The 17,547-nt window shown below is 68.3% G+C and carries 17 protein-coding genes and 1 tRNA gene; 7 read left to right on the forward strand and 11 right to left on the reverse strand.

Features of this window, described 5'->3' with window-relative positions; translation table 11 throughout:
- Nucleotides 1-26: 26 nt before the first annotated feature.
- The 5 genes from FQ142_RS16775 to FQ142_RS16795 all read right to left on the reverse strand — a co-directional run bounded on the left by FQ142_RS16775 (nt 27) and on the right by FQ142_RS16795 (nt 4,007).
- Nucleotides 27-884 carry an FAD:protein FMN transferase gene (locus FQ142_RS16775; protein ID WP_149424239.1) on the reverse strand — a complete coding sequence of 286 codons (858 nt, stop codon included), beginning with the start codon at nt 882-884 and terminating at the stop codon, nt 27-29.
- 16 nt (nt 885-900) lie between these two features.
- Nucleotides 901-1,374, reverse strand: a complete 474-nt coding sequence (locus FQ142_RS16780; protein ID WP_149424240.1) for an FMN-binding protein — start codon at nt 1,372-1,374, stop codon at nt 901-903.
- An 85-nt stretch (nt 1,375-1,459) separates the two neighbouring features.
- A complete protein-coding gene (locus FQ142_RS16785; RefSeq protein WP_149424241.1) occupies nt 1,460-2,494 on the reverse strand; it encodes a ribose-phosphate diphosphokinase in 1,035 nt (344 codons plus the stop codon).
- A gap of 9 nt (nt 2,495-2,503) precedes the next feature.
- The gene (gene glmU / locus FQ142_RS16790; RefSeq protein WP_149424242.1) at nt 2,504-3,934 is read right to left on the reverse strand and encodes a bifunctional UDP-N-acetylglucosamine diphosphorylase/glucosamine-1-phosphate N-acetyltransferase GlmU; all 1,431 of its coding nucleotides are present in this window, start codon (nt 3,932-3,934) and stop codon (nt 2,504-2,506) included.
- A gap of 1 nt (nt 3,935) precedes the next feature.
- Nucleotides 3,936-4,007: transfer RNA gene (locus tag FQ142_RS16795), tRNA-Gln, on the reverse strand.
- A gap of 79 nt (nt 4,008-4,086) precedes the next feature.
- Here FQ142_RS16795 and FQ142_RS16800 point away from each other — a divergent pair.
- The 3 genes from FQ142_RS16800 to FQ142_RS16810 are packed head-to-tail and all read left to right on the forward strand — an operon-like array spanning nt 4,087 to nt 6,025.
- Entirely contained in the window at nt 4,087-4,557 is a 471-nt protein-coding gene (locus FQ142_RS16800) for a GNAT family N-acetyltransferase (protein ID WP_149424243.1), read from the forward strand.
- 31 nt (nt 4,558-4,588) lie between these two features.
- Nucleotides 4,589-5,083, forward strand: a complete 495-nt coding sequence (locus FQ142_RS16805; protein WP_056420837.1) for a MarR family winged helix-turn-helix transcriptional regulator — start codon at nt 4,589-4,591, stop codon at nt 5,081-5,083.
- 18 nt (nt 5,084-5,101) lie between these two features.
- Entirely contained in the window at nt 5,102-6,025 is a 924-nt protein-coding gene (locus FQ142_RS16810; protein ID WP_223145311.1) for a pseudouridine synthase, read from the forward strand.
- Here the strand turns inward: FQ142_RS16810 and FQ142_RS16815 are convergent.
- The 5 genes from FQ142_RS16815 to FQ142_RS16835 form a co-directional block, all read right to left on the reverse strand.
- Nucleotides 6,012-6,671, reverse strand: coding sequence for a methionine ABC transporter permease (locus FQ142_RS16815; RefSeq protein ID WP_056420830.1), 660 nt, complete (start codon nt 6,669-6,671; stop codon nt 6,012-6,014). The two genes, FQ142_RS16810 and FQ142_RS16815, sit on opposite strands and share 14 nt — an antisense overlap.
- Nucleotides 6,671-7,714 carry a methionine ABC transporter ATP-binding protein gene (locus FQ142_RS16820; protein ID WP_149424245.1) on the reverse strand — a complete coding sequence of 348 codons (1,044 nt, stop codon included), beginning with the start codon at nt 7,712-7,714 and terminating at the stop codon, nt 6,671-6,673. Before FQ142_RS16820 ends, FQ142_RS16815 begins: the two co-directional genes overlap by 1 nt.
- Before the next feature lie 98 nt (nt 7,715-7,812).
- Entirely contained in the window at nt 7,813-8,733 is a 921-nt protein-coding gene (locus FQ142_RS16825; RefSeq protein ID WP_149424246.1) for a MetQ/NlpA family ABC transporter substrate-binding protein, read from the reverse strand.
- Between the two features lie 91 nt (nt 8,734-8,824).
- On the reverse strand, nt 8,825-10,624 hold the full coding sequence (locus FQ142_RS16830) for a Na+/H+ antiporter (RefSeq protein WP_149424247.1): 1,800 nt from the start codon (nt 10,622-10,624) through the stop codon (nt 8,825-8,827).
- Nucleotides 10,625-10,746: 122 nt separating this feature from the next.
- Complete coding sequence (locus tag FQ142_RS16835; RefSeq protein ID WP_149424248.1) at nt 10,747-12,558, reverse strand: ABC-F family ATP-binding cassette domain-containing protein; 1,812 nt, start codon at nt 12,556-12,558, stop codon at nt 10,747-10,749.
- A gap of 87 nt (nt 12,559-12,645) precedes the next feature.
- On the opposite strand from FQ142_RS16835, the gene FQ142_RS16840 reads away from it, so the two are divergent.
- The gene (locus tag FQ142_RS16840) at nt 12,646-13,572 is read left to right on the forward strand and encodes a spermidine synthase (RefSeq protein WP_149424249.1); all 927 of its coding nucleotides are present in this window, start codon (nt 12,646-12,648) and stop codon (nt 13,570-13,572) included.
- Between the two features lie 41 nt (nt 13,573-13,613).
- On the opposite strand, the gene FQ142_RS16845 is transcribed toward FQ142_RS16840, so the two are convergent.
- Entirely contained in the window at nt 13,614-14,327 is a 714-nt protein-coding gene (locus tag FQ142_RS16845; RefSeq protein WP_188042462.1) for an alpha/beta fold hydrolase, read from the reverse strand.
- A gap of 103 nt (nt 14,328-14,430) precedes the next feature.
- Between FQ142_RS16845 and FQ142_RS16850 the strand changes: the two genes are divergently transcribed.
- The 3 genes from FQ142_RS16850 (at nt 14,431) to FQ142_RS16860 (ending at nt 17,334) form a co-directional block, all read left to right on the forward strand.
- Nucleotides 14,431-15,816 carry an HNH endonuclease signature motif containing protein gene (locus tag FQ142_RS16850; protein WP_149424251.1) on the forward strand — a complete coding sequence of 462 codons (1,386 nt, stop codon included), beginning with the start codon at nt 14,431-14,433 and terminating at the stop codon, nt 15,814-15,816.
- Nucleotides 15,817-15,919: 103 nt separating this feature from the next.
- On the forward strand, nt 15,920-16,498 hold the full coding sequence (locus FQ142_RS16855; protein WP_149424252.1) for a hypothetical protein: 579 nt from the start codon (nt 15,920-15,922) through the stop codon (nt 16,496-16,498).
- A 269-nt stretch (nt 16,499-16,767) separates the two neighbouring features.
- Nucleotides 16,768-17,334 carry a hypothetical protein gene (locus tag FQ142_RS16860; protein WP_149424253.1) on the forward strand — a complete coding sequence of 189 codons (567 nt, stop codon included), beginning with the start codon at nt 16,768-16,770 and terminating at the stop codon, nt 17,332-17,334.
- The last annotated feature ends 213 nt before the right edge of the window (nt 17,335-17,547 follow it).

The following is a 17,547-nucleotide window of genomic DNA, read 5'->3' on the forward strand; positions in this document are numbered from 1 at the left end:
ACGGTCTTATCTTCCCTCTCGGGGACTCAGGAACGAGCGGTGAAAAGCTGGGCGGGGCAGTCGGGAGAGCTCTCGGCACGGCCGTCCGTGGACATCCGCACCCACTCGACGCCCCAGGATGCGGCGAGCTCGGGGCCGCCGTCGAAGAACAGCGCGGTCGCCACGGCATCCGCTCGCATGGCGTCCGGCGCGATCGCCCACGTGGCCGCCCACGCCCGCACGGGCATCCCTGTGCGGGCATCGAGCACGTGGTGCAGCCCGTCGCCCCACGCTCGTCGGTTGACCGCGGAGGCGCAGAGTGCGGCGTCCTGCAGCTCGACGACGCCGATCGCCCTCGTCGCATCGTACGGATGCTCGAGGCCGACGCGCACGGCGTTCCCGCGCGCACGCATGTCGCCCCCCGCGTCGATGACGAGATCGCCCGGCAGATCCGCAAGCACACCGCTGACGAGGTCGACGAGACGTCCCTTGCCGAGTGCACCCACATCCAGCAGGGCCGGCTCGTCGGCGGTCACCGTCTGCGGGGTCCACCGCAGCCGCTGCGACCACTCGCGGGGAGCGGCGATCGGATCGCTCGCGACGAGAGAGTACGAGGCGTCGTATCCCAGTGCCGCCAGACTGTCGGCGACGAGAGGATTCACCGCTCCCGCTGTGGCATGCGCGAGCTCTCGATACGCGTCGAGCATCGCCCCCGCATCCGCAGAGGCGATCCCACCGCCCTCGCGTCCGACCCTGGTGACCGCGGAATCCGCGCGGAACCGCGACCACTCCGCGTCGAAACGCTCGATCTCGGCGGCGACCCGGCCCTTCGCGTCGCTCTGGAGATCATCGGTCGTCTCGATCTCCCAGCGGGTGCCGATCGCGTCGAAACGCCAGATCGCCATTGCCGTGGGCAGGCGCCTAGGCGGCGGCCTGCTCCTTGATCGACGCGACGGCCTCGTTGAATCCGCCGCTGGTGAGCGAGGAGCCGGCGACGCGGTCGACCTTCAGGTCGTCGAGCGACTTGCCCACGACCTCATCCGAGATCCCCTTGATGAACTGTCCCTGGTACTGCTCGGTCTCGCGGGCCTTCGGGTCGCCCGTCACCTTGACGTCCTTCACGACGCCGTCGGCGATCGTGAGGGTGACGCTGACCGATTCCACGGTCTCGGGTGTCTGGTACGAGCCGTCGGCCGTGTAGGTGCCGTCGGCGTAGTCGCCCGTCGAGGCGGCGCTCGAGGGGGCATCGGTTTCGGCGGTGGTGCCCGTACCCGTCCCGGTGGACGAGTCCTCGGCGTCGGCGGTGCCCGAGCACCCTGCGAGGACGAGGAGCCCCGCGACGCCGGCGATGGCAGCGCCCTTGCGAACAGAAGTCGGTACAGTCGTGCGGATCATGATGGTCCTTCCGGCCTTGATCGATGTGTTGTCTCGACCGTAGGGATCACATCTATGCACGGGCTGTGCCCCGGGTATGGGGATCCTACGCGTCGCCGCCGAACATGCTCGTGACGGAACCGTCTTCGAACACCTCGTGGATCGCGCGGGCCAGGAGCGGGGCGATCGGCAGGATGGTGAGCTTGTCCCAGCGCCGCGATTCGGTGAGCGGGATCGTGTCGGTGATGACGACCTCGTCGATCGACGCGTCCTGAAGCCGCTCGGAGGCGGGATCGCTGAAGATCGCGTGCGTCGCGGCGACGATCACCCGGTGCGCGCCCGCGGCCTTGAGCGCCTGCGCCGCCTTCACGATCGTGCCGCCGGTGTCGATCATGTCGTCGACGAGGAGGCAGGTGCGTCCCTCGACGGTTCCGACGATCTCGTGCACGGAGACCTGGTTGGCGACCTTGGGGTCGCGACGCTTGTGGATGATGGCGAGGGGTGCGCCGAGGCTGTCCGACCAGGTGTCGGCGACGCGCACGCGGCCCATGTCGGGAGAGACGACCGTGAGGATCTCGCGATCCGCCGCGCTCAGCGTGCGCTGGAAATAGTCCAGCAGCACGGGCTTGGCGAACAGGTGGTCGACGGGTCCGTCGAAGAAGCCCTGGATCTGGGCGGCGTGCAGATCGACGCTCATCACGCGGTCGGCGCCGGCGGTCTTCAGCAGGTCAGCGACGAGGCGGGCGCTGATCGGCTCGCGGCCGCGTCCCTTCTTGTCCTGGCGGGAGTACGGATAGTACGGGGCGACGACGGTGATGCGCTTGGCGGATGCCCGCTTGGCCGCGTCGATCATGATGAGCGCTTCCATGAGCCACTCGTTCACCGGCTCGCCGAAGGTCTGGATGAGGAAGAGATCGCAACCGCGGATCGAGACGTCGAATCGGGAGTAGATCTCGCCGGACGCGAAGGTGCGGTGCTCGGTCGGCACGACCTCGGTGCCGAGCGAGGCCGCGACGTCGGCGACCAGCTGCGGGTGTGAGCGCCCGCCGGCGACGACGAGACGCTTCTTGGTCTTGGCGACAAGCCCGGGAGCGATGCCGTTGTCACGGTCCAGATCGACCGTCTTCTTCTTGCGCGCCATCGTGTTCGCCTACTCCGCCACTCGGGATCGGGCGGCGGCGTCTGCCGCACCCGTGCCTGCCCTGTTCTTCTCGACCCACCCCTCGATGTTGCGCTGAGGGGCGATGCTCATCGACAGCGATCCGGCGGGGACGTCCTTGCGGACGACGGCGCCGGCGCCCGTCTTGGCACCGGCTCCCAGCCTAACGGGCGCGACGAGGGTCGTGTGCGAGCCCGTGTGCACCTCGTCCTCCACGACGGTGCGGTGCTTGTGCACATCGTCGTAGTTCGCGGTGATCGTGCTGGCTCCCAGGTTGACCCCGCGCCCGATGGTGGCGTCGCCGACGTACGACAGGTGCGGCACCTTGCTGCCCTCGCCGATCTCGGCGTTCTTCGTCTCGACGTACGCGCCGATCTTGCCTCTGGCCCCGAGCACGGTGTTGGGGCGGAGGAACGAGAACGGCCCCACCGTCGCCTCCGCGCCGATCACGGCGAGCGTGGCGTCGCTGCGACGGACGATCGCATCCTCCCCCACCTCGCAGTCGACGAGGGTCGTGTCCGGACCGATGATGGCGCCCTCCGCGATCTTCGTGGCCCGCAGGATGTGGGTGTTCGGCAGGATCGTGACGTCGGGCGCCAGCGTCGCATCGTCATCGATCCACGTGGTCGCGGGATCGATCACGGTGACGCCCTCGAGCTGCCAGCGCCGGACGATGCGCTGATTGAGCAGCCGCCCGACCTCGGCGAGCTGTGCGCGGTCGTTCACGCCGTACGTCACGGTGACGTCCGTCACCACGGAGGCGGCGACCGGGCTGCCGTCGCGCCGGAGCATCCCGGGGACGTCGGTGAGGTACATCTCGCTCTGCGCGTTGTCGACTCCCACCGTGGGGAGATACTCGCGCAGCACGCCGACCCGGAAGACGTACATGCCCGCGTTGATCTCGCGCACGGCCGCCTCGTCGGCGCTCGCATCCTTCTGCTCCACGATGCGATCGACACCGCCGGATTCGTCGCGGATCACGCGACCGTACCCGGTGGGATCGTCGACGACGGCCGTCATCAGTGTCGCCCCGGCCTGCCCCGCACGGTGGGCCTCGAGGAACGCACGCAGGGTGTCGGCATCGGCGAGAGGGCAGTCGCCGGACAGCACGAGGACGTCTCCGTCGAACTCGTCCGGGAGCGCGTCGACGGCCACCTGGACGGCACGTCCCGTGCCGGGGATCTCGTCCTGATCGATGAAGACCGCATCCGGATAGTCGTGAGCGAGCGCCGACACCACCTGATCGCGCTCGTGCCGCACGACCACCTCGACGTGGTCGGCCCCGAGCCGCTGCGCCGTGGTGAGCACATGGCCGACGAGCGGGCGCCCGCCGATCTCGTGCAGCACCTTGGGCAGCCGGGAGCGCATGCGCGTTCCCTGGCCTGCGGCGAGGATGATGATGGCGAGCGTGTTCCCAGTCATGCTCCGCCGCCAGGACTCGAACCTAGACCTCACAGCTCCAAAGGCTGTCGTGCTGCCATTACACCACGGCGGACCGCGGCACCCGAGGGCACCGCCCGTCAATTCTGCCACGCCGTCATCCCTGCGAAACACGGGCCTGAGATGCTTCCGACATGAGCATCACGATCGACCGCGTCGAGGGCCCCGTGCCCGGCCTCGCCGCATTCCTTCTCGACCATCACGCCGACATGGTCGGGACGGCTCCGCCGGAGAGTCAGCACGCGCTCACCCTCGACCGTCTGCTGACGCCCGGCGTCCGCCTGTTCGCTCTTCGCGACGGCGACCTGCTGGTGGCGACCGGAGCCCTCGCCCCGATCTCGGAGGGCCACGAGGAGCTCAAGTCGATGCGCACGGATCCCGGTCGGCGCGGCGAAGGACTCGGACGGGCGGTGCTCGATGCGCTGCTCGACGATGCGCGGCGCCGTGGCGTGCGGCGCGTCTCGCTGGAGACCGGCAGTGCGGACTTCTTCCGAGCCGCGCACGCGCTCTACGCCCGCGCGGGGTTCGAGGAGTGCGGCCCGTTCGCCGACTACGTGGCAGATCCGCACAGCACGTTCATGACGATCCGGCTCGACGCGGACTGACCGGCGCACCCGAACCCGCGATAATGGACGGATGACTGAGGCGGATGAGGTTGACCGGATCGTGGGCGCCTGGAACACCCAGCGCCCCGACCTCGATTTCTCGCCCCTCGAGGTCCTCTCGCGGATGGACAGGCTGACGCGCCTTCTCGACAGAGCGCGTCGGGACGTGTTCCGCCGCAGCGATCTCGAATCCTGGGAGTGGGACGTGCTCTCCGCACTGCGGCGGGCGGGCGCGCCGTTCCAGCTCTCTCCGAAGCAGCTTCTCCAGCAGACCTTGGTGTCGAGCGGCACCATGACCAATCGCATCGATCGTCTGGTCGGGCGCCGGTTCGTGCGCCGCGAAGCGGATCCCGCCGACGGCCGCAGCGTGCTGGTCACGCTCACGGATGACGGACGGATCCGGGTGGATGCCGCGATCACGCGTCTCGTCGACGTCGAGGACGACCTGCTGCAGGCGCTGTCGCGTGCGGATCGTGACCGGCTGGCCGGTCTGCTGCGCAAGCTCAGTCTCAGCGTCGACGCGTGAGGCGCTGACGACATGGCCATGCTCTCCCCTCTTCCGGTGCGCGACGGCGTCGGCGCCACGCGTCTGCACGTGCCGATGACCGGCGAATGGCCGACGGTGGGCGCGTACATGATCGACCGCTTCTTCCACCTCGATCCCGAAGGCCTGCTGAGCCGCTTCGATCGCGGTGAGATCGTGGCCCGCGACGGCACTCCTCTCGCCAGGGACACTCCCCTGGGCGTAGAGGAGTTCATCTGGTACTACCGCGATCCTCCCGTGGAGACCCGGCTCCCGGTGGAGATCGAGGTCCTGCATCAGGACGACGACCTGGTGGTCGTCGACAAGCCGCACTTCCTGCCGACCATCCCCGGTGGCAAGTTCCTGCAGAACTCCGCTCTCATCCGCCTGCGCAATCTGCTCGGCAACGACGAGCTCGCCCCCATCCACCGTCTGGACCGCGCGACCGCCGGAGTGCTCATGTTCTCGGCGCGTCCGGCCACGAGGGGCCCGTACCAGCTGCTGTTCGAGACCAGACAGGTGCAGAAGGTGTACGAGGCGGTCTCCGCGCGCCCGGCGGACTGGGACGCGTCTCGGTTCCCCCTGGTCTACCGCAACCACATCGTGAAGCTCCGCAACGAGCTGAAGGTGCAGGTCGACGACGAGCGCGAACCCAACGCCGAGACCGCGATCGAGGTCATCGACGCCGACGAGCGCGTCGTGCACACGCTGCTGCGTCCGCACAGCGGCAAGATGCATCAGCTGCGGGTGCACCTCGCGGCTCTCGGCCTCGGCATCCTGAACGATCCGTTCTATCCGGAGCTGCGGGGCGAGCGCCCCGACGACTTCGACCACCCCATGCAGCTGCTCGCGCGCGAACTGCACTTCGTCGATCCACTGAGCGGCGCGCCGCGGATGTTCTCCACGACGCGCACGCTGCAGGAAGCGCCCGTCAGCGGCGCATGATCTTGCGCGCCAGGCGCGTGCCGAGCATCTGCACGAGGTGCACGAACACGACGATCAGCACGATCGCGGTCCACATCACGACCGGCTCGAACTGCCGGAACCCGTAGATCTGGGCGAACGCTCCGAGTCCGCCGCCGCCGATCAGCCCCGCCATGGCTGTCATGTCGATGAGGGCGACGACGATGAACGTGTAGCCGAGGATGAGCGGCCCCAGCGACTCGGGGATGGCGACGGTGAAGAGGATGCGCCAGGGACCCGCGCCCATCGCCCGAGCCGCCTCGATGACGCCGGGCGAGACCGAGACGAGATGCTGCTCGACGATGCGTCCGATCGCGAAAGCCGCGGCGAGGGCGATCATGAAGGCCCCGGCGGTCGTGCCGATGCCCGTTCCGACCACGACACGAGCCAGCGGCTGGGAGACCGCCACGAAGAGCACGAACGGGATCGGCCGGAAGAAGTTGACTCCGAGGTTCGCGATGATCGCGACGGCGCGGTTCTGCGCGAGACCGCCTGGTCGGGAGACGTAGAGGACGACCCCGATCGCGAGGCCGAGTATGCCACCGAGGACGAGCGCGAACGTCGTCATGTAGAGGGTCTCGAGCGCGGACTTCCACAGCTCGGGCCACAATTCGTTCAGACGATCCATCAGCGTGCCTCCTCTCCGGCGATCTCGGTGACTTCGACGCGCTGGGCGATGTCGGCGAGTGTGCGGTCGATCATGGCGTCGTCACCCCGGATCGCGAGCGTGAGGTGCCCGAAGGCTCGACCTCGGATGTCGTTGATACCGCCGTAGACGAGTTCGAAGTCGAGTCCCGCGCCGGCGAGGTCGAGGAAGACCTGCGCCTGAGAGGAATCGCCGTCGCGGAACGAGAACGTGACGAGGCGGCCACGGTGGCGGTCGCGCAGCACGCCGAGCTCGGACGGCGACGGGATGCCCTTGACGACCGTGCCGACGAACCGCTGCGAGGCGGGGTTCTGCGGGGCGGAAAAGACGTCGAAGACGTCGCCCTGCTCGATGACCCGCCCGTTCTCCATGACAGCGACCTTGGTCGCGATGGTCTGGATGACGTCCATCTCGTGCGTGATGACGACGATCGTGACGCCCTGCTCCTTGTTCACCCGCTTCAGCAGATCCAGCACCTCGTGCGTGGTCTGCGGGTCCAGGGCACTGGTGGCCTCATCGGCGAGGAGGATCGCGGGGCCGGTGGCGAGTGCGCGGGCGATGCCGACGCGCTGCTTCTGACCGCCCGAGAGCTGCTCGGGGTAGGCCTTGGCCTTGTCGGCGAGGCCGACGAAGCTGAGCAATTCGGTGACTCTGGTCTCGATGTCGGCCTTCGACCAGCCGGCGAGCTTGAGCGGGTACGCGATGTTCGCCTTGACACTGCGTGAGGCGAACAGGTTGAACTGCTGGAAGATCATGCCGATCCCGCCGCGGACCTTGCGCAGCTCGCTCTCACGGAGGGAGGTGATGTCCACGTCGTCGACCGTGATGGTCCCGCTCGTCGCGGGTTCGAGCGCGTTGATCAGCCGGACGAGGGTCGACTTGCCGGCGCCGGAGTATCCGATGATGCCGAAGACATCTCCCTTCTCGATCGAGAGGGTGACGTCGTCGACGGCCACGACCTCCGCATCGTCACGGGTGCGGGAGGGGTAGGTCTTCGAGACGTTCGTCAGGGTGACGATCGGCATGCGGTGCTCCGGTCTGCTTCGGGAACGAAGAATCGGGTGACGCACGAAGCGCCACCCGATTCTGCCTCATCGGACGGGGTGCCTGGCACCCGATCGTCCTACTTCGTGGCCTCGGTGTCCTCCTGGACCTTCTTCAGCGAGGCGACGAGGTCTTCGGCCGGGGTCTGCACCGGCACAGCGGTGTCACCAGACGACTCGATCAGACCGGCCTGCACGTCCTTGTTCGTCTGGAAGATCTCGACGAGCTTCAGGTACGTCTCGTTGTCGGCATCCTCCGCACGCGTCGCGAAGATGTTCACGTACGGCAGCGCGTTGGGGTCCTCCGGGTCGTCCTGGGCGATCGCGTCGTCGAAGGTGAGGCCCGCGTCCTTGACGAAGTCGTTGTTGATGATCGCGGCGGCGACATCGGGCAGCGACGTGGGGATCAGCGCCGCCTCGAGGGCGGTGACCTTGACCTTGGACTTGTCGGTGTCGACGTCGGCGAGGTCGGAGACGATCGATCCGCCGCTCTTGAGCTCGATGAGACCGGCCGACTGCAGCACGAGAAGAGCGCGCGCCTGGTTCGAGGCGTCGTCCGGAACGGCGACGGTCTCACCCTTGGGGATGTCGTCGACGTCGTCGTACTTGCTCGAGTACAGACCCAGCGGGTAGATCGCGGTGGATCCGATCGGCGTCAGGTCGGATCCCGAGGCGCTGTTGTACTCGGCGAGGTACACGATGTGCTGGAACTGGTTGACGTCGATCTCGCCCTCGGACAGAGCGGGGTTCACCTGCTCGTACGAGCCGAAGTCGACGAGCTCGACCGTGATGCCCTCGTCGGCCGCCGCCTCGACGAAAGGGGCCCACTGCGGGTCGCCCTTGCCGACGATGCCGATCTTGACGGTCTCGTCCGCGGAGTCACCCCCGCCGGAGCCGGCGTCGGAGGATGCCGTCGCGCAGCCTGCGAGCGCGACGAAGAGCGGGACCGCGGCGAGCGCGGCGATGACGGATGTGGTCCGACGGGATGCGGTGATGGACATGAGTGTTCGGGTTCCTCTCTTGGGGGACTCGAATACGTTAGGCAGCGCGATGCCGTGCGCGACAATCGAGTGTCACACGGCGTCACAGCTCTCAGTCGTACTCCTCGATGCCCTGCAGACGGACCTGCTCCAGGTCGAGCCGGGCGGAGATGCGGCGCACCACCAGGTCGTCGACCGTGCCGTCTCTGCGCAGCCCGAGCAGCACTTCCCGCTTGCGGTCGAGCAGCGCCAGCTTGAGCCTCGTGTGCTCCTCGTGGCGCAGCAGCGGCGAGCGCTGCATCACGTCGACGTCGACCGAGGTCGCGAGCATCTGCAGAGTCCTGACCTCGCCGTCCGCCGACGCGCCGTCGGCCGACGTGTCGCCGGCAGGTCGGGGGTCAGGCACCCGGAGGCGCGGCGACGCGTCATCCGCCCCGCCGTCGATCTGCTCGTCAGCGCCCAGCGGGTCCGGCTCCCCCAGCATCACGTCGAGCGCCTCCGCCTCGGCGTCCACGATGGCCTGCTCGCGTGCGAGAGCCCGTGCGTTCGAGAACTCGAGCATCTGATAGCCCTCGGCGCGCACCTTGTCGCGGATCTCCTGCCCGATGCCGTGCTCGACCGCGAGATCGTCCAGCGCCGCGAGGGCGGCTCCCGAGATGGTCCGCTCCGCGAGCTCGTACTCCTCGTCCTCTGCGTGGTCCACCGGGAATCTCGCCCAGCGGACGATCGCCGGCAGCAGGGGTGCCTGAACGAGCAGGCTCAGGAGGATGACCCCGGCAGTCACGAAGACGATCTCATCGCGCCCGGCGATCTCCCCCTCGGTGGAGCTGGCGACCGGCACCGACAGGGCGATCGCCAGCGAGACGGCACCTCTCATGCCGGCGACGGTCGACACCGCCATCGAGCGCGCCCTCGCGCCGCGGGAGGGGCGCACCGTGTTGCGGCGCTGGAACGGTGCGTTCATGACCTGGAAGAGGTAGCGCACGACCAGCAGCGACACCCAGACGGCGAGCGTGATCAGCACCAGCCGTCCGATGGCGGCCGCCGAGATCTCATGCGCGACGAACTGCACCTCGAGTCCGATCAGCACGAAGAGCGCGCCGTTGAGCAGGAAGACGCCGAACGGCCACGCCGCGGCGACCTGACGACGCGACGAGGCCGTCGTGACCCTCGGCGACACGTAGGCGACGATGAGTCCGGCCACCACCACGGCGAGAACGCCGGACGCGTGCACGATCTCGGCCAGCAGGAAGGCCGAGAACGGGACCAGCAGCAGGGTGACGTTGATGACGGTCGTCGAGGAGGAGCGACGGAGCAGCAGGTAGCCGAGGGCGGCGATCACCACACCGGCGGCAACGCCTCCGACGTAGGACGTGAGCACCGACATCGTCACCGACAGCGGGGTCACGTTGCCGCCGAGTGCGAGCGAGATCGCGATGGCGTAGAGCACCAGTGCGGTGCCGTCGTTGGTGAGGCTCTCCGCCTTGAGCTTCATGAACAGGCGTTTCGGCAGCAGCCGTCCGAGGGCGGCCACAGCCGTCGCATCCGGCGGCGCGACGGCGGCGCCGAGGATCAGGGCGGTCTCCCACGGCATCCCGAACAGCATCCCGACCCCGGCGACGGCGAACGCGGATGCGACGACGAGCAGAGTGCTCATGGGGAGGATGTAGCGGAAGTCGCGACGGATGGAGCGCAATGACGTCGTCAGGCTCTCCCAGAACAGCATCACCGGCAGGAACAGCAGCAGCACGGTCTCGGGCGGGAGCTGGATCTCACGCAGCTGCGGCACGAAGCCGAGCGCCAGGCCGAGGATGACGAGCACGAGCGGCAGCGCCAGCCGCACCCGCGGCGCGAGCAGCGTTCCCACGAGGATCGTGAGTCCGATCAGGACGGTGACCTCGAGTCCTTCCATCTGAACCTCCCGGGTGCCGCAGGATCACACTGTGCGATCCCGGATGGCATCGAACCCCGCCCAGAGCACAGCGCACCGCAGTGCCACCGTATTCCCACCGGGGCCGGATGGCGAGGGTCGGATCAGTCGAGCTCCTCGCTCAGCTCGAACCAGCGGAGCTCGAGCTCCTCGATCTCGGCCTGCTGCTCGCCGATCGTCTTCATCTTCTCGCCGAGGCCCGCGAAGTCGGCCTGGTCGTGATCCGCGAGGGCCTGCTTCGCCTTGTCGACCTGCTGCGTCAGCTTCTGGATGCGCCGCTCCAGCGACGACACCTCTTTCTGTGCGGAGCGCAGCGCGGCACCGTCGAGGCTCGGCGTCTTCTTCTCCGTGTTGACGGCCGTCTGCGACCTGCTCGGTGCAGAGGTCTGCAGCAGGCGCAGCCGGAGATATTCGTCGACGCCGCCCGGCAGGTGGCGCAGGCGACCGTCGAGGATCGCGAACTGCTGATCGGTGACGCGCTCGAGGAAGTACCGGTCGTGCGACACGACGAGCAGGGTGCCCGACCAGGAGTCGAGGAGATCCTCGATGGCGGCGAGCATGTCGGTGTCGAGATCGTTGGTGGGCTCGTCGAGGATCAGCACGTTCGGCTGGTCGAGGAGCACGAGCAGCAGCTGCAGGCGGCGCTGCTGGCCACCGGAGAGATCCTTCACCGGCGTGGAGAGCTGCGCCGAGTCGAAGCCGAGCCGCTCGAGCAGCTGGCCGGGCGTCAGCTCCTGCGCCTTGGATCCGGTACCCATCGTGTACGAGGTGCGCAACCGCGACACGACGACGCGCACCGGCTCGTGACGCACGTCCTCGAGCTCGTCGAGACGCTGCGTGAGGGTCTTCACCTTCACGGTCTTTCCCTGCTTGACCCGACCGCTGGTCGGCTCCACGGTGCCGGCGATGAGTCCGAGCAGGGTCGACTTGCCCGCACCGTTCACCCCGAGGATGCCGGTGCGCTCCCCCGGCGCGATGCGCCACTCGACGTCGCGGAGCACCTCCCGCGTGCCGCCGTCGACGGTCGGGTAGGTCACTCCGACGTCGAGCAGATCGACGACGTCCTTGCCGAGACGGGACACCGCGAGCGACTGCAGCGAGACCTTGTCGCGGATCTCCGGCACATCGGCGATGAGCTCGTTGGCGGCCTCGATGCGGAACTTCGGCTTCGCCGTGCGCGCGGGCGCACCGCGACGCAGCCAGGCGAGCTCCTTGGTGGCGAGGTTCTGCCGTTTGGCCTCGGTCGCCGCGGCCATCCGGTCGCGCTCCACCCTCTGCAGGATGTACGCCGCGTAGCCGCCCTCGAAGGGCTCGACGATGCGGTCGTGCACCTCCCAGGTCTCGGTGCAGATCTCGTCGAGGAACCACCGGTCGTGGGTCACGACCATGAGGGCCCCGGAGTTCGCGGACCAGCGCTTCTTGAGGTGTCCCGCGAGCCAGGTGATGGCCTCGACGTCGAGGTGGTTGGTGGGCTCGTCGAGGGCGATGACGTCCCAGTCGCCGGTCAGCAGTTTGGCGAGCGACACACGTCGGCGCTGGCCTCCACTGAGCGAGCCGATCTCGGCATCCCAGGCCAGATCCTTGAGCAGCCCCTCGATCACGTCGCGGGTGCGGGCGTCGCCGGCCCACTCGTACTCGGGGGTGTCGCCGACGACGGCCTCGGCGATCGTCAGGTCGTCGCTGAGGGTGTCGGCCTGATCGAGCACGCCGATCGTCGTCCCTCCGCGCACCGTGACGCGACCGGCGTTCGGCTGCTTGATGCCGGCGAGCATGCCGAGCAGGCTGGACTTGCCGTCGCCGTTGCGGCCGACGATGCCGATGCGGTCACCCTCTTCGATGCCCAGGGTCACGGAGTCGAAGACGACCCTTGTCGGATATTCGAGATGAAGGGCCTCTGCCCCGAGAAGATGTGCCATGTCCTCTCCAGGGTAGTTGTCCCGGCTGGGCGTCTGCCCGCCCCTCGGCCCTCCGCCTCTCGGCCGCTCTGCCCCTAAACTCGACGGGTGCCATGGAAACGCCGGGTGTTCTCGCTCTCATTAGACGATCGCAAGGCGAAGCTGGTGCAGTCGAGAAAGCGACCCGGTCGCTTCGAACTCAGCGTGGACGGCATTCCGCAGTCCGTCGTCTCCATCGTCGAGCCCACCGACCTCGAGTACGCGTACACCCGGCACATCGCCCGCGCGATGGATGCCGCCGCTGAGCCCGGAGCGCCGCTGTTCACGGTGCATCTCGGAGCCGGAGCACTCACGATGGCACGCTACGTCGAGGCGACGCGTGCCGGATCACCCCAGATCGTCGTCGAGTTCGAGCCCACGCTCTACACGGCGGTGGTCGACGCGCTGCCCCTGCCTCCCGGCTCCGACGTACGAGTCGTCTTCGGCGATGCGCGGACCGTCGCAGACGCCGGGCTTCCGGGCGAGGAGGCATCGACGGTGCCGTCGCTTCCGTCTCGCGGACTCGGCGCCGCCCCGACGGGCAGCACCGCCGTCGCCGCCGAGTGGGTGGACGCGCGCTTCACGGTCGTCGACCTCTGGGATGCCGCCGTCATCCGGCATCGCGTGGCCAGTCAGGAGTTCTACCGCCGGGTCGCCGCGCGCTCCGCGGCGACAGGGGTCGTCGCAGTGAACCTGCTCGATGGGCATCCCTTCGAGTATTCACGGCGACAGGCGGCCACCCTGCGCTCCGTGTTCGATCACGTCGCCGTCGTTCTCGACGCCGAGCCGGAAGACGACGAAGGGCCACTCGGCAACGTCGTCATCTTCGCGAGCGACGAGCCGCTCGACATCGCGACCACACCCGATCTCCTCGACGCACCGCGATCTCATTATCTCCACGCCGACCCTCTGACGTCGTGGATCGCTGACGCGCGCATCATGACCGACGCCGACGGCACGGACTCCCCCGATCCCGACGATCCGCTCTGGGACTAGCGCACCGCGACGCCGAGCGCGGTGGAGACCGGGAGGCACGATCACCCGAAGAGTTCGGGGAGCACGGCCGTGAACTCGTCGAAGTGGCTGTACCAGATGGTGTGCGCGGCCCCGGGGATGCTCCGGACCTCACCGCCCTGTCGAGCGAACCTGCGCGCGTCATCGTCGGAGACCCAGGCACTCGGATCTGCACGGACCAGGATCGACGCCGGGCCCGGTGCCCACTCGCGGTCGTCCCCGCAGGACACGGATGCCATGGTCTCCGGGTCGAAGCGCGCCGCCGCGCGGGCCTCGACCTCGGCATCCGCGGCGGAGTAGAACGGTCGGGCGGTCCGCAGCGCCTCGGGCGACGACCGCGCTCTGCGGTCCTTCTCATAGGCATCGACGAGGCTCGCACGATCCGCTCCTCCGGAGAGCGACAGCGCGGCGTCGACATACACGGCGAGAGCCGGGCGGAGCGAGGCGGCCGCCTGTGCGAGCACGGTCGCACCGTAGGAGTGGCCGACGGCGATCACCGGAGCGTCCGTCGCCCGGCTTCGCACCGTCTCGACCACCGATGTAGCCGCGGTCTCGATCGTGAGGTGCGGATCACGCGCAGACCGGCCGTGGCCGGGAAGATCGAGCGCGAACACCCGATACCCCCGCGCCGTGAGCCGTGGCACGACGCGGTGCCAGCTCTCCCCTGAGCCCATCATGCCGTGCAGGAGCACGACGGTCCGAGGGCCGACGCCCGACTCGTCCACGTGCAGGAGCATCCGGTCAGTGTGCCATGGCGAAGGCCTTCGGCGTTGATCATCGTACCGGCATATATCGCATCTTTGTTCGAATGTACGGAGGTGCGCGGGGTAGGATGGAGGCATGAACGCAGTGCTCGATGCGACCGATTCCCAGATGGCGGCTCTCGCCGATCTGGTGACGACGCTCGAGATCGCCGAGTCGACGTTGAGCAGCATGACGGCCGCTCGCGACGGGCTGTTGGCGATGGCCGGGAGGCTGGCGATCGACATCGCGAAGCAGGGCGAGCACCCCGACGGCGGCGACCAGTCGGTCACGATGATCGCCGCAGAGATCGCCGCGGTCCAGCACGTCAGCGACAGGACGATCGAACGACGGATGACCGCGGCGGGCATGCTCGTCGACCTCTTCCCCACCGTCTGGGAGGCGCAGGCGAAGGGGCGTATCAGCGCTGCCCACTCCCGGGTGATCGTCGACGCGGGCGCACACCTCGAGTCGTCGAGCGCACGCGAGGCCTTCGCGGCGATCGTGCTGCCGCTGGCCGAGACCGATTCCCCCAACCGCCTTCGCGCACTCGCGCGCCGCATGGCAGAGCGGTTCGCCCCGTCGACGGTGACCGAACGGCATCGAACGGCCCGGGCGCAGAGACGAGTCTGGATGACCGACGAAGACGACGGCATGGCGGCGCTGCACGCGCACGCTCCGGCCGCACTGGTCCACGGAATGCTCGATCGGCTCTCGCAGATGGCGCATACCCTGCGCGACGAGAACCGCCGCGCGAAGCGGGATGCCGTCCGCGAGGGTCAGGAGCACGACGCCGATGACCGATCGGTCGACGAGATCCGCGCCGATCTGCTCGCCGATCTGGTGCTCGGCGGCACACCCACGGGCCACGACAGCCATGACGCGCTGCTCGGTTCGATCCGAGGGCGCGTCGAGATCACCGTTCCCGTGATGACACTGATCTCCGGCGATGCCGCCGCGGGCGCAGGGACCGGCGCCGATGACTCTGCTGCCGGATCCAGCGCCTCTACCGCGGATCCCGGCGACTTCTCTCCTCCTGCAGAGCTCGACGGGGCCATCCCGATCGACATCGACACTGCACGCCGGTTCGCCGGACTCGCGACCGGGTGGGAGCGAGTGATGACGCATCCTGTCAACGGTCGGGTCTTGGTGGTCGATCGATACCGGCCGAGCGAACATCTCCGGCGGCACCTGCGCGCCCGCGACGGTCGATGTCGCTTCCCCGGGTGCGGGATCGCAGCCCGCAAGTGCGACCTCGATCACAACCACGCCGCATCGGCGGGCGGCGCCACCTGCGAAACGAATCTGGCGACGTTCTGCCGTCGACATCACGTGCTCAAGCACAACTCACCGTGGCATGTCGAGCAGAAATCGGGCGGCGTCATCGAGTGGACGAGCCCGACCGGCCGGATATATGTCGACACGCCTCCGGCGCCGAACACGGTGACGTTCCGTGACTCGGCGGATGCCGTCGCGCCCTTCTGACAGAGACTCGCCCTTCTGACGGAGACTCGCCGTTCTGACAGAGAATCCGCCGGGCTGTGGATAACCGGAACGGCGAAGGCGCGTCTTTGATTACGGTGGCGCGATGTCGTCCTTGAGAGTTCCTGCTGCCGCTGCCGCCTTCCGCTGCACCACGCCCCACCCCCTCAGTCGGATCGTTGCGGCGGCGATCGCCGGAGCATTGATCATCGCCGCCGCCGGATGCTCGCCGGGGCCGAGCCCAGCACCCACCCCGACGCCCGCTTTCACCGACGAGGCGGATGCCTTCGCCGCAGCCGAGAGGGTCTACCGGGCGTACAACGATGCGCTGAACGCCCGTCGGCAGGGAGATGTCACCGCTGACCCTCAGCAGTACCTGACCGGAGCCGCACTCGAAGGAGATATCGAAGCGATGAACTCGCTCGTCGAATGGGGGCTCGAGTCAATAGGGAATGCAACTGTCAGGTCCTTTCAGGGCGTCGAGTTCCGGGCAGGTAGCCAGGCAGCGACGGTATCGGGGCTTGTGTGTGTCGACGTGTCGCAGGTCAGAGTGATCAATGCGAGTGGTGACGACGTCACGCCCTCCGAGCGCGGGGAGATCGTGGCGCAACAAGTGACATTCACGGGCGCACCCGAGGGAGTTCTCATCTCAGATGAGGCATCAGCCGAGGAGACGTCATGCTGAACCGGATTACGGCAGTGTCACTTTCTCTGCTGCTGGGCCTCGGAGCTGTTGTTCATTCCGGCCCGACAAGGCCAACAAGTTGCGCCGCAGCATTGGAAGCGATGGGTCTCTGTGGCTCCACCGACGGGTCTTCGCTCACGATCAGCGGGACGCGAGAGCGACCCGGGACCGGCTCGACCGACCCCAGCACACCGACCGCACCCGGCTCGCCGAACTCCCCCGGCACGCGATCGGGACCCAGTGACGAGGCGATCAGGTTCGCGGAGTGCATGGATGATCAGGGAACCACGCGCTGCGCCCGAGAACTGCCCACACCCGGCGCTCCGGAGACGGCGCCGCAGGCGCCCGGCATCCCCGCCATCACCATCTCGGATCTCGTCCAGTTCGCTCCCGAGCCGACACGCACCGTCGCGGAGCCCGGCAACGTCGGCATCGCCGGCCTGCCCACGAACTTCGTCGCCGCTGCCGAGGTCCACATCCGAGGCGGGGAGCTGCTCGGCATGCCGCTCCGCGTGAGATTCACACCCGCCGGCTACGACTACACCTACGGTGACGGCAGCACCGCCACCCTCGACGCTGCAGGTCAGACCTGGGAGGCACTGGGTCAGGCGCAGTTCACCCCCACCCCGACCAGCCACACCTATCGCACGCCAGGGATCTATCCTGCAGCCGTCGATGTCCGCTACGCGGCGGAGGTCGATCTCGGCGGCGGATGGCAGCCGATCACCGGCGAACTCACCAGCCGCGGCCGCGCCCAGAACATCCGCATCCTCAGCGCCCGCACCGCTCTCGTCGCCCACACCTGCCTCGAGCGCCCCGCCGCCGTGGGCTGCTGAACGCCGCAGATCACAACACGGACGCCACCCGCAGACACCATCCGCAGACGCCGTCCGGTGTCGGCGGTTCTGATGAGCGCCCTGCCGTGGATTCCTCCACCTCGACGGCTGTGGATAACCCTGACGGCCCGCCGGACATACGGGCTACTTTGGCCGGATGATTCTCAGACCTGCGCGTGCGCGCACCCTCATCCTCGTGGCACTGGGCACGGT

The organism is Microbacterium sp. ANT_H45B (assembly GCF_008369345.1).
Taxonomy (GTDB): domain Bacteria; phylum Actinomycetota; class Actinomycetes; order Actinomycetales; family Microbacteriaceae; genus Microbacterium.